14 protein-coding genes are annotated in these 15402 nt (G+C 63.1%); 2 read left to right on the top strand and 12 right to left on the bottom strand.

The genetic code is table 11. The features are described from left to right. Positions 1 to 17: 17 nt before the first annotated feature. Positions 18 to 2729 carry a LuxR C-terminal-related transcriptional regulator gene (locus tag ACE3TY_RS13210; RefSeq protein ID WP_374653645.1) on the bottom strand — a complete coding sequence of 904 codons (2712 nt, stop codon included), beginning with the start codon at positions 2727 to 2729 and terminating at the stop codon, positions 18 to 20. A 179-nt stretch (positions 2730 to 2908) separates the two neighbouring features. Between ACE3TY_RS13210 and otnI the strand changes: the two genes are divergently transcribed. Further along, the gene (gene otnI, locus ACE3TY_RS13205; RefSeq protein ID WP_374653643.1) at positions 2909 to 3676 is read left to right on the top strand and encodes a 2-oxo-tetronate isomerase; all 768 of its coding nucleotides are present in this window, start codon (positions 2909 to 2911) and stop codon (positions 3674 to 3676) included. On the opposite strand, the gene ACE3TY_RS13200 is transcribed toward otnI, so the two are convergent. The 10 genes from ACE3TY_RS13200 to ACE3TY_RS13155 form a co-directional block, all read right to left on the bottom strand. Further along, positions 3673 to 4425 carry an SDR family oxidoreductase gene (locus ACE3TY_RS13200; RefSeq protein WP_374653641.1) on the bottom strand — a complete coding sequence of 251 codons (753 nt, stop codon included), beginning with the start codon at positions 4423 to 4425 and terminating at the stop codon, positions 3673 to 3675. The two genes, otnI and ACE3TY_RS13200, sit on opposite strands and share 4 nt — an antisense overlap. A gap of 19 nt (positions 4426 to 4444) precedes the next feature. Then, positions 4445 to 5431, bottom strand: a complete 987-nt coding sequence (gene denD / locus ACE3TY_RS13195) for a D-erythronate dehydrogenase (RefSeq protein WP_374653639.1) — start codon at positions 5429 to 5431, stop codon at positions 4445 to 4447. A gap of 60 nt (positions 5432 to 5491) precedes the next feature. Continuing rightward, positions 5492 to 6064, bottom strand: a complete 573-nt coding sequence (locus tag ACE3TY_RS13190; RefSeq protein WP_374653637.1) for a dimethylsulfonioproprionate lyase family protein — start codon at positions 6062 to 6064, stop codon at positions 5492 to 5494. Between the two features lie 133 nt (positions 6065 to 6197). Continuing rightward, positions 6198 to 7718, bottom strand: a complete 1521-nt coding sequence (locus tag ACE3TY_RS13185) for an FGGY-family carbohydrate kinase (RefSeq protein WP_374653635.1) — start codon at positions 7716 to 7718, stop codon at positions 6198 to 6200. A gap of 9 nt (positions 7719 to 7727) precedes the next feature. Continuing rightward, positions 7728 to 8525: a BtpA/SgcQ family protein gene (locus ACE3TY_RS13180; RefSeq protein ID WP_374653633.1), complete on the bottom strand. Its 798-nt coding sequence runs from the start codon at positions 8523 to 8525 to the stop codon at positions 7728 to 7730. A gap of 27 nt (positions 8526 to 8552) precedes the next feature. Then, a complete protein-coding gene (locus ACE3TY_RS13175) occupies positions 8553 to 9674 on the bottom strand; it encodes an ABC transporter ATP-binding protein (RefSeq protein ID WP_374653631.1) in 1122 nt (373 codons plus the stop codon). Positions 9675 to 9687: 13 nt separating this feature from the next. Continuing rightward, positions 9688 to 10587 (bottom strand): carbohydrate ABC transporter permease, encoded by a 900-nt coding sequence (locus ACE3TY_RS13170; protein WP_374653629.1) that lies wholly within the window; start codon positions 10585 to 10587, stop codon positions 9688 to 9690. Positions 10588 to 10610: 23 nt separating this feature from the next. Beyond that, positions 10611 to 11888 (bottom strand): extracellular solute-binding protein, encoded by a 1278-nt coding sequence (locus tag ACE3TY_RS13165; RefSeq protein ID WP_374653627.1) that lies wholly within the window; start codon positions 11886 to 11888, stop codon positions 10611 to 10613. Between the two features lie 47 nt (positions 11889 to 11935). Next, positions 11936 to 12748: a carbohydrate ABC transporter permease gene (locus ACE3TY_RS13160; RefSeq protein ID WP_374653625.1), complete on the bottom strand. Its 813-nt coding sequence runs from the start codon at positions 12746 to 12748 to the stop codon at positions 11936 to 11938. An 8-nt stretch (positions 12749 to 12756) separates the two neighbouring features. Continuing rightward, positions 12757 to 13533, bottom strand: coding sequence for an SDR family NAD(P)-dependent oxidoreductase (locus ACE3TY_RS13155; protein ID WP_374653623.1), 777 nt, complete (start codon positions 13531 to 13533; stop codon positions 12757 to 12759). A 146-nt stretch (positions 13534 to 13679) separates the two neighbouring features. Here ACE3TY_RS13155 and ACE3TY_RS13150 point away from each other — a divergent pair, with 146 nt between their 5' ends. Then, entirely contained in the window at positions 13680 to 14498 is an 819-nt protein-coding gene (locus ACE3TY_RS13150) for a DeoR/GlpR family DNA-binding transcription regulator (RefSeq protein ID WP_374653621.1), read from the top strand. On the opposite strand, the gene ACE3TY_RS13145 is transcribed toward ACE3TY_RS13150, so the two are convergent. Further along, on the bottom strand, positions 14495 to 15373 hold the full coding sequence (locus tag ACE3TY_RS13145; RefSeq protein WP_374653619.1) for an SMP-30/gluconolactonase/LRE family protein: 879 nt from the start codon (positions 15371 to 15373) through the stop codon (positions 14495 to 14497). The two genes, ACE3TY_RS13150 and ACE3TY_RS13145, sit on opposite strands and share 4 nt — an antisense overlap. Between the last annotated feature and the right edge of the window lie 29 nt (positions 15374 to 15402).

Raw genomic sequence — 15402 nt, 5'->3', positions numbered from 1 at the left:
CCCACCCGTTCGGGTGATCAATGCTGCAGGGGCTGGGTAAGGCCGATTTCCTGGAGGCGCAGCACGGCCTGGGTCCGGTTGGCGACGCCGAGCTTGCCGAAGATATTCTTGAGATGCCACTTCACCGTGTCCGGCGCCATGCCGAGCACCCGCGCCATGTCGCGGTTGCTGTGGCCGATACCGAGCAATTGCACGACATCGATCTCGCGCGGGCTGAAACCGGGATCGCCCTTGCGAAGATGGCCGGATTGCACCGGCTCACGTTCCGGCTTGCCGAACTCGGACATCAAGCGATCGAGGAATTGGCCGGTCGGCGTTTCGCCGGACCAGCTCGGCATGCGGCGGCGGGCGAAATCGATGACTTCACGCATCGCCTGGCCTTCGTCGACCAGGGTCCGCAGCGCTTTTTGCGGTGCGCAAATGGAGACGGCATCGACCGCGGCCGCCAGGGCCGAGAGCGCATCGCTCGCCTGATGCGAGGCGATCGCCGCCAGCGCCCGCACCTGGGCCAATCGCCGGAATCGGCCGTCGCGCCGCACGGTCTCGGCGACGCGATCAAGCAGGCGCAAGGCGGCTTCGGGTTTGGCGGAGGCGATCAGCACACGCGCCTGCGCCAGATATTCCGGCTCGGTCGCGGGCGCGAGGGGGCCGGGATTCGCGCCCTTCCGCCCTTCTCCACCGATGCCGCGGGCGAGCAAGGCAAAGCGCGCCGCCTGCACGTCGCCCCGCTGCAGCAGCAAGCGCACCCGGTCGTTGAGCGCACTCGCGGTGAGGCGGTGATAACGCTTCTCGATGCCGAGGCGCTCGGCGCGTTCCAGCACGGCCATGGCTTCGTCATGACGGCCACGCGCGGCGGCGAGCCGCGCCAGGTGCAGCTTGCAGGCCATTTCATGCACGACGAGGCCGCATTCCTCGATGATCTGGCGATGCGTGTGCAGCAGACGCTCCGCACCGGCCAGGTCATTCCATTCATAAAGCAATTCGACCTCGAAGATCGCCACCATGGCTTCGGCATAGGAGCCGGCGCCAAGCTGCTGGCGCGCCGTGGCGATGGCGCGGGCGAAATATTGGGCGGCGCCGGAAAGATTGCCGGCGGCCTTTTCGACCAGACCCAGGATGAGGTCGGAATAGACGATGCCGAAGACGGATTGCGCCGCGCCGTGAAAATCGCGGGCCTTCAGGCTGAGAATGCGGGCGCCATCGAGATCGCCCAGCGAAAAATGGCAGAAGGCCTTGATATTACCGAGCGTGCCCTTGAAGAACGGCTTGTTCTCCGGCAAGGCTTCCAGCCACCCTTCGGCGAGCCTTGCCGCCGTGCGCGAGCGGTCGGCGGCCGAAATGACACCGGCCGTCAGCGTGCAAAGCTCGGCGCGCAAGGCAATCTGCGCTTCCCTGCCCAGCTTGCCATCGGCCAGGGCCGCCGCGATCGATTGCTTGGCGGCCTTCAAGGTGCGCGCCGCTTCCTGCGGGCGGCTCATATGAAACTGGATCCAGACCTCGGCCAATTGCAGATGCGGGCGCCTGGCGATGAGTTCGGCCGGCAGGCGGCCGAGCCAGGCACGAACCGTGTTGAGATGGCTCGCCATGATGAGCGGCATGGCGCAATCCTCGACCAAAGCCGCCGCCCGGTCGGCATCGCCGGCAGCCAGCGCATGCGAGACCGCTTCGGAGGTAAAACCGTTGGCGGAAAGCCAGTCGGCGGCTCGGCAGTGCAGCCTTTCGATCCCCAATGGGCCTTTTTCGGCCAGGTGCGATTGCAGGAACTCGGCAAACAAATGGTGATAGCGGAACCAGTGCCGCTCCCGATCGAGGGGGATAAGAAACAGATTGGCCGCCTCGATCGTCTGCAGCATGGTGGCGCTGTCGCTGCGATCGAGGACAGCATCCGCGAGCGGCGCCGACAGCCGGCTGAGGATCGAGGTCTTGATGAGAAAATCGCGCAGGTCCGGGGATTGGCGGGACAGCACATCCTGGGCCAGGAACTCGGCCACATCGCGATGGCTGCCGGAGAAGCTGCGGATGAAATCGGCCCGACCTGCCGGTTCCTCCAGCGACAGTGCCGCCAACTGCAATCCGGCTACCCAGCCCTCCGTGCGGTGCTGCAGGGTAACGACATCGGCCATCGGCAGGTCGCGGAGTTCGGCGGCGTCGAACAGGCTTTCCGTCTCCTCCAGCGAAAAGCGCAGTTGCATGTCGTCGAGGTTGATGAGCTGGCCTTTGACCCGCATATGCGCAAGGCCGAAGGGCAGCGGACCCCGCGTCGCCACCACCAGATGCAGGCAGGCCGGCGCATAGGTGAGCAGCGCATCGAGGAACTGGCAGATGTCCGGCGCCGACAGGAACTGGCAATCGTCGAGCACCAGGAAAAGCGGCTGATTGCGATGCGTAAGATCGTTGACGATGGAGGTCAGCACGGAATCGACCGGCAGCACCGGGCTCGACTGCAGCAGCGCCGGCACATGCGGCGCCACTTGCGGGTCCGCGCGCCGGATGGCCGCCACGAGATAGGTGAGGAAGCGGCCGATTTCGTCATCGTCGCGGTCGAGCGCCAGCCAACCCACCGCCGCGCCGCGGTCGCGCAGATTGGCGATCCATTGTCCGAGCAGGGTGCTCTTGCCGAAACCAGGCGGCGCCGACAGGACAGCAAGCCGCGCGGAGAGCGCGCCGTCGAGCTGGCGGATCAGCCGCTGACGCCCGACGAGGTCGTTCTTCAGGACGGGAGGTCGCAATTTGGTTTCGATCAGCATGGGTTGATATTAGCGTCGCATTTCACGCCCGCGATAGGGTGATTGTGGCGCAAAGGGCGGCGAATTTCCGTGCGCAAGGCGCTTTTCCCTCCGCTTCGCCGACTGCGCCTGATATAGTCCGAAAAGGATGGAAACGGCCTTGTTTTAAAGGGTTTTCCGGCATGATCCGCCTTGCCGCCAATCTCAGCATGATGTTCAGTGAATGGTCCTTCATGGACCGCTTCCAGGCCGCGAAGGAAGCTGGCTTCGGCGCGGTCGAGTATCTCTTTCCCTATGAACATCCGGCCGAGGAAATCGGCACTGGCCTGCAGAAGAACGGGCTGACCCAGGTCTTGTTCAACCTGCCGCCCGGCGATTGGGCCGCCGGTGACCGTGGCATGGCGGCCGACCCTGCGCGCAAGGACGAATTCCGCGCCGGCGTCGGCACAGCCTTACGCTATGCGGTGGCGACGAATGTCAAACGATTGCATGTCATGAGCGGCCTGGCCGACCGGGCAGACCCGATTGCCCGCGCCGCCTATGCCGATTCCCTGCGCCATGCCTGCGACCAGGCCGGTCCGCAGGGCATCGACATCCTGATCGAGCCCATCAACGGTCGCGACATGCCCGGCTATTTCATGAACGATTTCAATTTCGCCGCCGACCTGATCGCGGAACTGGGTCTCCCAAATCTGCGCCTGCAGTTCGACATTTATCATCGCCAGATCATGCAGGGCGATGTGCTGACCGGCTTGAAGACCCTGTTCCCGCTGATCGGCCATGTGCAGATCGCCGCCGTGCCGCTGCGGCATGAGCCGGGCAGCGGCGAACTCGACGATTTCCGGGTGCTCCGCGCACTCGATGCCCTGGGCTATGCCGGCTATGTCGGCTGCGAATATCGGCCGGCGGCCGGCACACTGGCCGGACTTGGTTGGCGCGATCGGCTCTAGCCGCGTCCGACGAAGGGCATCTGGGTCGCCATCACGGTCATGGTCAGCACGTTGGCGTCCAGCGGCAGGCTGGCCATATAGGCCACGGCATCGCCAACATGCTTGACATCCATTGTCGCCTCGACGGCGGTGGTGCCATTGGCCTGCAGCACGCCGGTCGCCATCTTGCGGGTCATTTCGGTGGCGGCATTGCCGATATCGATCTGGCCGCAAGCGATGTCGAATGGCCTGCCGTCGAGCGCCGTCGATTTCGTGAGCCCCGTGATGGCGTGTTTGGTTGCGGTATAAGGCGCCGAATGCGGCCGCGGCGTGGTGGCTGAAATCGAGCCGTTATTGATGATGCGCCCGCCGCGCGGCGATTGCGCTTTCATGATCTTGAATGCCTGCTGCGTGCAGAAGAAGGCACCGTTGAGATTGGCCGCGACCACCGCCAGCCATTGCTCGGGCGACAATTCTTCGAGCGGGATGGCGGGGGCGCCGATGCCCGCATTGTTCACCAGCAGGTCGAGCCGCCCCCAGACGGCATTCACCCGATCGAAGAGAGCTGCGACCGCGACCGGATCGCCGATATCGGTTGGAACAACAAGCGTATTGGCACCGGCGGGGTCCAGTTCCCGCGCCGCCGCCTGTATCACGTCATGCCGTCGGCCGACCAGGGCGATCCTGTAGCCTTGCGCCAGCAGCGCCTTGACGATTGCCTTGCCGACACCGGTGCCGGCGCCCGTGACGATGGCTGTCTTGATGGTCATGTGATTCCAAGCTCCCGCCTTAGCCGATCTTGCCGCCGAGTTCGTCCTCGATATGGACGCGGATGATTTCATCAAACGAGCTTTCGGCGCGAAAGCCAAGTGCCAGCGCGCGGGCCGGGTTGAAATCGCTGGGCCAGCCGGCGACGATTTTCTGGATGGTGGCATCCGCTTCGCGGCGGATGAGCTTCACCGCCTTTTCGCCGGCAACGCGGCGCAGCGCGTCGATCTGCTCGCCGACGGTGGCCGAGAGGCCGGGCAGGCTGAGATTGCGCCGCGATCCCACGCGCTCGAGATCGAGAGTCGCCGCATGCAGCAGGAACCCGACCGCCGCGCGGGGACTGGCATGCCAATGCCGGACGGTTTCAGCCACCGGCAGGACCGCTTCCAGCCCCGACAGGGGCTCGCGCAGGATGTTCGAGAAGAAGCCGGAGGCGGCCTTGTTGGGCCTGCCCGGGCGGATGCAGATGGTGGGCAGGCGGATGCCGATGCCGTCGAAGAAGCCGCGGCGCGAATAGTCCGACAGCAGCAATTCGCCGATTGCCTTTTGCGTACCGTAGGAGGTCAAAGGCGCGCTGAGGAACGTGTCATCGATCTTGTCGGCAAAGGGTGCGCCGAAGACGGCGATCGAGGAGGTGAAGACCAGGCGTGGGCGATAGGGGCCACGCAGGCTTTCCCGGCGGATCGCTTCAAAGAGATAGCGCGTGCCGTCGAGGTTGATGCGATAGCCTTTCTCGAAATCGGCCTCCGCTTCGCCGGAGACGATGGCGGCAAGGTGGAAAATGACATCCGGCCGCGCGGCGATCAGCCTCTCCGCTTCGCCCGGCTGCGAGAGATCCGCCGTCAGCGCCTTTGCCGTGCCGCCGAAGCCCGCCGGCGTGCTGGGCGGAATGACGTCCACCAGGGTCAGTTTCTCGACCGCCTTGCCACCCAGGCCATTATCGGCAATGAGCCGGTCGGTCAGTTTGCGGCCGACCATGCCGGCGGCACCGATGATGAGAATGTGCATTGAGTTGAAACCTCGTATCTGTATCTATCGTGACGCACGGAGCCGAATCGGTGACAGCCTTCACAGGGCCACCCCATCCTCTTGAGCCAGAGCCGCTTCGATTTCCCGCCAGTCGGGTGAGAAATCGACCTTTGCCGTTGCGTGAACATTCTCGGTCCAGGCGTAAAGGCAGAGCAACGGCGTGTCACGCACCAAGGTTGCGTGAACGCGCTGCGGTGGGTTCCAGACAATGTCGCCCGGCATTTTCTCCGTCCACGGTGCCGTGGTGCCGAACCGCCAATAAGTCGGACCGGTCAAGGGTGCATAGAGTTCGGATGCCAGATGGTGGTGGTCACGGTAAAGCGTGCCGGGGGCAATGAGCAGGAAGCCGATATCGAAGTCACGGCCCCAATCGGGATCGGTCGCCGCGATCAGGCTGGTATAGGCATGGCGGCGAGGGAAAAGTGAGCCGATAGTATCGGCCGCGTACGCGTCATAGCCGGTCCAATGGAGGTCGATACCATCGAGGATTCGCACCAATTCGGCGGCCGGCCCGACCTCGGCCGCCGCGAGTGCTTGGCTGTAATGGCCGCATCTGGGCGGTGCCGGGGGCATGCTTGCCGGCCGTTTCCTCAGATCATCCATCTCGGCCATTCGTCCGCGCGTACGGGCGACACCACCCTCCATATCCGGGAGGAGGGCAAGATAGCGGTCAATTTCGTGCCAAAGGCGATCGCGTGGCTGCATGGAGCCACTATAGCGCAGACTGGCGGTTAGCCAATCCCGCTCAGGCCGGCGCGATATCCGCCAGCGCCGGGTAGAAAGACTGCAGGCGCCTATAGAGGTCGCGCCACAGCAGATATTTCCGATTGAGGACCGCCTGGCTGGCCGGTGCCGGCATGAAGGTGCGGCCGGGCGCCACGTAGCGCTCGATGGCCGACCATTCCTTGATGAGGCCGATGCCATGACCGGCCACGAAAGCCGCCCCCAGCGAGGAGCCGGGATGGCGGTCGATGCGCGTCACCGGCGTGCAGAGACTGTCCGCCGCGATCTGCAGCCACAGATCGCTGGCGGCACCGCCATCGGCCGCAAAGACCCGGTGCGTCGCAAGGCCCAGCTCATGAAACGTCTCGACATGGTGGCGAAAGCCGAACACGACACCCTCGAGGGCCGCGCGCCAGACATGCCGGATATCGTGATTGAGCCCCAATCCCACCAACGTGCCGCGTGCATGCGGGTCGTTCAGCGGCGTCTTCTCGCCCAGGAAATAGGGCAGGAAAAGCACGCTGCTCTCGGGGCCGATTTCGGCCGATTGCCTGTCCAGCCATTGATGGGTCGAGAGGCCGGCCGCCTTCGCCTCAATGCCGGCGCCGCCGCCCCAATTGGCCACGACCCAGTTGAGAAAGCTGCCGCTCGACGCCATGCAGCCGTTGGGGAAATAGAGTCCGGGAACGATGTGATAGTCGAGGAACAGGCGCCGATCCGCGACCGGCCTGTCGGAGGAGAGCAGGATGTCGCCGGCCCCACCGAATTTCAGCACCAGATCGCCGTTGCGCGCAGCACCGCAGACGAAGGCCGAGGCGACATGGTCGGCGCAGCCGGCCACGACCGGCGTTCCGGCCCTGAGGCCCGTATGGGTCGCGGCGGCGGCCGTGACCTGCCCCACCAAATCGTGGCTCTTGCGGATTGGGGCCAGCAACGCTGGATCGATGCCGCAGAGGCCGATCAGCTCCTGATGGTAGCGACCGGTTGCAACTTCGACGAAGCCCGATTCCAGCGCCCAATTATGCTCGACCTGGATCGTGCCGGTAAGTTCGCTGGTGATATAGTCCGAAGCGCCGACCACATGGCGTGCGCGGGCGAAATTCTCCGGCTCATGCTCGCGCAGCCACATCAGCTTGGGGCCCACCAATTGCTGGCTGTAGCCGGTTCCTGAAAGAGCCAGGAAGCGCGCCTCGTCCATGCCCTGGCGGAAGATACCGAGCTGCCTGGTGGCGCGCGCATCGTTCTGCTGGATACTGCGGCGCAACGGCCGGCCGGTCTCATCCAGCAGGATCACGGTCGGCAGCATGCCGGTGACGCCGATGCCGGCGATATCGGCCGCCGCTATGCCGGTCTTCTGCAGCAGAGCGCGGCAGATCTCCCCGACATTCGCCCACCATTGCGCCGGCTCCTCCTCCGACCAATTTGCATGGTCGGCATGGAGCGTCACCGGCCGGCTTTCGACGGCCAGGGAATTCCCCTCGGTATCGATGATGATGCCGATGGTCGACGTCGTGCCGATATCGAGGCCGATAAGATAGGACATGCCGGTATCTCAGCGGATCTTGCGCACCTTGTCCATGAAGCGGCTGACGCGGGCCTTGTCGACTGCCTTCCAGGTATCGCCGTCCACCTTGAAATGCGTGCCGATCACGGCGCCGTCGGCGATCGAGAGGATGTCGGCAACATTGTCGATATTGACGCCGGTATTGGCGAAAACCGGCGTATCGGGCAGCACGTCCTTTACCTTCTTGAGGTTGCCGGTTTCGACCGCTTCGCCGGTCATCGGGCCGGAAACGAGCACGATATCGGCGAGCGACGAGAAGACGGCGCTCTTGGCACGCGCGGCGATCGACCGGTCGCCGATGGGCGAGGCGAACTCGGCATTGATATTGTACATCAGCTTCAGATCGGCCCGGTTGCAATCGGCACGCAGGCGAACGGCGCTGGCCGCATCCGGCGCCCACAGGCCCATGTCGGAATCATAGACGCCGGTGAAGATTTCGCGCACAAAGCGCGCGCCGCTGGCGATGCCCAGCGCGACGCTGGCCACCGGGTCCCACAGATAGTTGACACCGAAGGGGATCTTGATCGACCGCTTCAGTTCACCCACGGCAAAGGACATGGCCGCCAGGGATTGTGGCGACGCCTTGAGCAGATAGGGCCGGTCGCCCTCATTGCCGAACATGACGGCGTCGACACCGCCATCCTGAAGGGCTGCGATATCGGCCGCCGCCAGATCGATCAGCTTCTGCATGCCGCCATCCTTGTCATAGAGCGGCGAGCCCGGCAGGGGGCCGAAATGAATCATGGCGATAATGGGTTTGTGGCTGCCGAAAACTGTCTTGATCATGCTGGGCTCTCTGTTTTTCAAAAGGGATCAGGCGATTTGCGGACGAACGAGAACATTGCCGGTCCGCGCGTCGAAGAGATGCATCTGGGTGAGATCGTAATGAAGCGTGAGGCCGGCACCGGGACGTGCCAGGAAATCGCGCGGCATGCGGGCCATGATCTCCGGCCCACCAGCACCGCCGAGTTCCGCGACCAGGATCACTTCCGGACCAAGCAGTTCCACGGCGACAGCCAGGACAGTGACGGGCGTAGACCGCTCACCCATGGGAGCGAGATGGAAATCCTCGGGCCGCAGGCCGACCGTTACCGCTTGCCCCGCTTGGCTGGCATAGCTTTGCCGGAAGGCCTGCGGGATCGGCAAACGGGCGGCGCCAACGATGGCATCGAGCCCGCCCTGCCCGGCGCCATCCAGGCCGCCAGCCACCAGATTCATGGGTGGACTGGCCAGGAACCCGGCGACGAAGGTATTGGCCGGGTTGCGATAGACTTCCAAAGGCGCGCCGACCTGGATGATATGGCCATCCTTCATGATGCAGATGCGCTGGCCCATGGTCATGGCCTCGATCTGGTCATGCGTCACATGGATGATGGTGGTGCCGACCTTGTGATGCAGCTTGATAAGCTCGGTGCGCATGGCGGCGCGCAACTTGGCATCAAGGTTCGAGAGCGGTTCGTCGAGCAGGAATGCCTGCGGCTCGCGCACCAGGGCGCGCCCCAATGCGACACGCTGGCGCTGACCGCCGGAAAGCTGAGCGGGCTTGCGTTCGAGCAGCGGCTCGATACCCATCATGGTGGAGATCGCCTTGATGCGCCGCGCGATCTCGCCCTTTTCGACCCCGCGCAGCTTCAGGCCGAAACCGAGATTGCCGGCCACCGTCATGTGCGGATAGAGCGCGTAATTCTGGAAGACGATGGCGATGTCGCGGTCGGCCGGGTCGACCTCGTTCATCCGCTTGCCGCCGATGAGGAGATCGCCCTTCGAAATGGATTCGAGCCCACCGATCATGCGCAAGGTGGTGGATTTGCCGCAGCCCGACGGGCCCAGGAAGATCATGAACTCGCCATCCTTGATCTCGAGGCTGATATCGTCGACGGCGACGACCGAGCCGCCATAGACCTTGCTGATATTCCTTAACTCGATGCCGGCCATTGACAGCTTGTCCTCAATTCAACGAGCGCATGTAGCGATAAAGATAGGCGGTGAGACCCAGAATGGCCGTCAGCAGGATGATCGACATGGCGGAAGCCTCGCCGATGTTGAGGCTGACGAAGGCCGTCCGGTAGATGAAATAGCTGACGAAATCCGTCGCCGTGCCAGGGCCCCCGCGCGTCATGATGTAGATGAGGTCGTAGGTCTTCACCGCGAAGATGAGGCGGATGAGCAGCGTCACCACGATCACCGTCCGCATCATCGGCAGCGTGATGTGGATGAAGCATTGGAAGGCGTTGGCGCCGTCGACCCTTGCCGCCTCGTAAGGCTCCTTGGGGAGGGACGAGAGGCCAGCCAGCAGCAGCACGATCATGAACGAAACCTGGTGCCAGATATCGACCAGGATCACCGTCCAGATCGCCACCTTGGTGTCTCCCAGCCAATTGACCGGGCTGATGCCGATCGTTCCCAACAGGTAATTGACGATGCCGAGATTGGGATGCAGGAACATGCGCCAGATGAGACCGACGATGACCGGGTTCATCAGCAGCGGACAGAGCAGGATGGCGTAATAGACCGGCTTCAGGCGTTCGACCTTGTTGAGCATCAGGGCGACGGCAAAGCCGATGATGAATTCCAGCACCACCACGCCGATGACGAAGCGCGAGGTCAGCCAGGCGGAGTGGCGGAACTCGGCGTCAGCCAGCGCCAGTTTGAAGTTCGTCAATCCGGTGAAGACATCGAAATTCGGCGCGATCAGCGTGTATTCGTGGAGAGACGTGAAGAGCGCCGAAAGAACGGGGAAGAGGATGATGAGAAACAGCACGATGAGGCTGGGGCTCGCCATGGCGTAGCCGAACCGGCGGTCGCGCCGGTCGGCTGCGTTGGCTGCCTGTTCCATCCTGCCCATCATGCCTGCTTCCCCGCTTCGTCTCGTTACTTCAGCTTGCCGTCTTTCTTGGCGAGTTCGGTGAACTCGACCTCGATCGCCGCCAAGGCATCCTGCGGACTCTTCTCACCGGCCACGGCCAGGCTGAGTTCACGACCCAGCACTTCCACCAATTGCGGGGTGTAGGTGAAGACCGCGAAATTGTGGCTGGTGAGGAGAAGCTTCTTCAGCGCCGGGTAGTAGGGGTATTTCGCCAGCACGTCCGGATCGTCGAAGACGTCGGTGCGGGTCGGCGAGCCACCGGCCAGCGCACGCTTCTTGGCGATTTCCTTGGATTCGACCCACTTCAGGAAGGTCCAGGCCGCATCCGGATTCGGACTCGATTTCGGAATGGCCCAGCCCCAGGCACCGTTGAGGCTGCCGCCCTTGTCGGGCGAGACGCCCGGCACCGGCATGATCTCGACCTTGCCGACGACGGCCGATTTGCTGGGATCGTCATAAGAGGTGCGGAAGAAATTGTAGGTGATGTAGCTATAGGCCTTGCCCTGCGCCATCACATTGAAGGCTTCGTCGAAGCCGAAGCTCGCCGAGCCGACGGGGCCGTATTTGTTGATGGCGGTGGCGTACTGCTCCAGCGCCTTCACACCGGCCTCGGTATTGAGCGTCGGCTTCCAGTCGGCGTCATGATATTCGCCGCCATTGGCGAAGAGATAGTTCGACCATTCCATGGCGATCGGATCGGGGCGCAGGCCCTGATTGACCACACCGTAGAAGCCGTCCCTGGTGAAGAATTCGACCTGCTTCAGATATTCGTCCCAGGTCTCCGGAACGCGCAGGTCCATATTGTACTTGGCCTTGAAATCGGCCTGGTTCTTCGCGTCGGCCAGCAGATCGGTGCGGTAGGTCAGGCCCATCGCATAGTTATAGAAGGGCAGCATGTAGGTGGTGCCGTCAACCTTGCCGACGAGGTCCATCAGCGCCGGCACATAAGCGGACGTGTCGAAATTGTCGGCCTTGATGCGCTCATCAAGCGGCTGCATCCAGCCGGCCTTGGCGAATTCGCCGACCCAGTAGAAATCGACCACGATGGCGGAATAGCTGCCCTTGGGCGCCACCAGCTGCGGGACCAGCTTGGTGTGCATTTCCGCATAGTTGACGACTTCGAGATTGACGTCGATGCCGGTTTCCTTGGTGAATTCGGGCACCAGCGCCTTGACGTACTCGGTATCCGGCACGCCTTCCATCAGGATGTTCACCGTCTCGGCCGCGGCCGATCCGGCAAAACTCAGGGCCATTACCGAGCCCAGAAGCAGTTTCTTGAGCATGATCCAACCTCCCTATTATAGGCCCCACGACAAGGCGCGCGGGCTCGTCATTTCAGGGCACCCAATGACAAGCCTTTGATCAGATATTTGCGCAGGAACGGCAGCAGCGCGAAGATCGGCAGCAGCGAGACGACCGTCGCCGCGGCGAGCGGTGCGATTTCGACACCGGCATGGGTTTCCATGCTGGCAAGGCCGATCGGCAAGGTCTGGCTGTCGGCACCGCTCAGGACAAGCGCGAAAAGGAACTCATTCCAGCTGAGGATGAAGCCGAGGAGACCTGCAGCCAGGATGCCGGGTGCGGCCACGGGCACGGCGATCTTGATGAAGGCCTGCCAGCGCGTCGCGCCATCGATACGGGCCGCTTCCTCGAGGCTCGCCGAATCGCCCTCGAAGAACGAGACCAGCATCCAGGCGAGGAACGGCAGGCTGATGGTGAGATGGGAGAGGATAAGACCCAGATGCGTCTGCATCAGGCCGGTGCTGAAGAACAATGTGAAGAGCGGCAGGACCAGGATGATCGGCGGCAGCATCTGGCTGGCCAGCACGCCAAGGCGCAGGAAGGCGCCGCCCGTGTTGAAGCGCGCGAAAGCATAGGCCATGGCCGTTGCCAGCGGCAGGGCGATGGCCGTCGAGGCCAAGGCCACGATGAGGCTGTTGAGAAACCAACGCTCAAATGGATATTTCGAGAAAATCTCGACATAATTTTCGAACCCGAGATGTCCGATTTCGGGCGGGATCTTATAAGCAGTGAGCTTGTCGGTAAGACTGACGCGCAAGACCCAGATCAGCGGCAGCAGAATGCACAGCGAGAAGACCGAAAGCACGACATGCGGGACGATATGGCGCCAACCCGGTCGCATGATCCGCCTCAATCCATCCTGACGCCGCCGGTGACATTGAGCGCCTCGCCGGTGACGAAGCCGGCCAGATCGCTGGCCAGGAACAGTACCGTCTTGGCGACATCGTCCGGCTCTTCGAGGCGTCCCATCGGGGTCTGGTTGATGTAATCGTCGATCACCGCCTGCGGCGACATCTGCCGCAACTTCGCTTCCCATTCCACTTCGCGCGACTGCATGCCGGTCTTGACGAAGCCCGGGCAGACGCAATTGACGCGGATGCCATGCGGCGCCATCTCGCGCGCCAGCGCCTGGGTGAAGCCGATAACGGCGAACTTGCTGGCGGAATAATGCGCCAGCCAAGGTGCGCCCCATTTCCCTGCAAGCGAGGCCGTGTTGACGATGACACCTTGCCGCATTTCCTTCAGGAAATGCCGCACCGCCGCCTGATTGGTGAGAAAGATTCCCTTGGCATTGACGTCGAAATTGAAATCCCAATCCTCGTCGTCAAGATCGACCACAAGCTTCATGGAGGAAACGCCGGCATTGGCGGCCAGAATGTCGTAGCCGCCGAATTTCTGCGCGACCGCGTCGAAAGCGGCCGTCACGCCGGCACGCTCGCGCACGTCGATCTTGAGGCCGAAATGCTGGTCGCCCAGGCGCTTGGCCGCCGAAACCGCACCCGCTTCGTCGATATCCACGATGGCCACGCGCATGCCTGCGGCGTGGAATTGCCGCGCGATCGCGTAGCCAATGCCGGTCGCGCCGCCCGTGACTATGGCGCGTTTGCCCGCCAGATCCTTCAGCATCCCCATAACCTTTCGTTTTCGATCATTATAGATCGATTTCGATCATTCCTAGCGCTGAAATCCGACTGTGGCAAGTCACTTTCACTGGATTTACGAAGAAGGACCGCTAGTATGATCGAAAATGATCATTCTGGTTGCAGGGGTTCATGAGCGATCGCGTCACCAAACAGCCAGCCGCCGCGCGGACCTCCGTTGCCATCCGTGACGGGTTGCTGCGCGACTTCGTCGAGCGGCGCGGATTTGCCGCCGTAAGCGAGATCGCAAGCGAACTGGGCGTTTCGGAAATCACCGTGCGCAGGGACCTCACACGCCTGGAAAGCCAGGGCCTGCTCGTCAGGACCCATGGCGGCGCATTGGCCGGCAAGGGCGTCGGCACCGAGGCCTTCGACAGCGATGAGCCTACCTTCGAGGCAAGAAGGCGGCGCAACGCCGATGCCAAGGCGCGCATCGGCGTCGCGGCAGCCGGCCTGGTGCGCCCGGGTGCCACCATCGGCATCGATGTCGGAACGACAACGTTGGAACTTGCCCGGCATCTGGTGCCGCGCGCGGACATCAAGATCTTCACCAACAATGTGCGTGCCGCCACGCTGCTGGCCGACGGCCCGGCCAATGTCTACCTGCCGGGGGGCCAGCTGCGCGCCAAGGAGCTTTCGGTCTACGGCTCCATAGCCATCGCGCAGTTGAGGCATTACTGGTTCGACCAGGTGTTCATCGGCTTTTCGGGCCTGACCGATCAGGGCCTATTCGACTATTCGCTGGAGGATACCGAGATCAAGCGTGTCTATATCGAGCGCGCCGTGCAGACCGTCGCCTTGTGCGATTCCTCGAAATTCGGGCGCCTGTCCATGGCGCGCGTCGGCACGCTGGAGGAAGTCGACACGCTCATCACCGACGCACCGCCGCCCGACCATCTGCGCTCGGCCCTCGACCGCGCCAACGTCGCGCTGATCGTCGCCGAAGGCTAGGCACCAAAGCGCGGTTCCGGCACACCGCGAACGCCCAGATCGTAGATCGCGAACAGGCTGCCGCGCAGAACCCCGTCGCCAGGAAAGCGCGGCAGCGGTGGCTTTGCCATCGACGTGACGAAAAGAATATCGAGGTTCGGCCCACCGAACATCACGCTGGTCACCTTTTTGACCGGCATGTCGATGACGCGGTCAACCTTGCCCTCCGGCGTATAGCGCACAATCTTGGCGTCATAGACCTGTGCGTTCCACAGACAGCCTTCGGCATCGACGGTCGAGCCGTCGGCGGCACCGCCGCGGCTGGTATCGACCTTGGTGAAAGTGCGGCGGTTGGAAACATTGCCGGTATCGATGTCGTAATCATAGACCCAGATCTCGCCGGACCAGCTGTCGGCGAAATAGAGATGCCTATCGTCCGGACTGAAGCAGGGACCGTTGGAGACGATTATACCGCTGTCGAGCCTGGTCACCTTGAAATCCGGATCGAGCCGGTAAAGCGAGCCGTTGGGGCCGGCCTCCATCGTATCCATCGAGCCGGCAATGAAGCGGCCGCGGCGGTCGACCTTGCCGTCATTGAGGCGCAATGTAGGGTTGCCGCCATCGGGATCGGCGATCAACGTGCTTTCACCGGTCTTGAAGTCCAGCGCGTGGAAGCCCGTCTGCAGCGAACAGATGGCGCCCTGCCCGTCCTTGCGCAGCGCCATCGAGCCGATCTTGGCAGGCACGTCCCAGGCGCGGATCTCGCGACCGTCGACCGTGGCGCGAAAGACATTGCAGCCGAAACTGTCGATCCAATAGAGGCGCTGCTGTTCGACATCCCAGAGCGGGCCTTCGCCCAGGATCGTCTTCACATCCACCAGTACTTCGATCCGCATGAATATTCTCCCCTCACAACAGTTGGAGC

The sequence above is a fragment of the Dongia sp. genome (genome assembly GCF_041918875.1).
Classification (GTDB): domain Bacteria; phylum Pseudomonadota; class Alphaproteobacteria; order Dongiales; family Dongiaceae; genus Dongia.
This window is presented reverse-complemented; position numbering and strand designations above follow the sequence as displayed.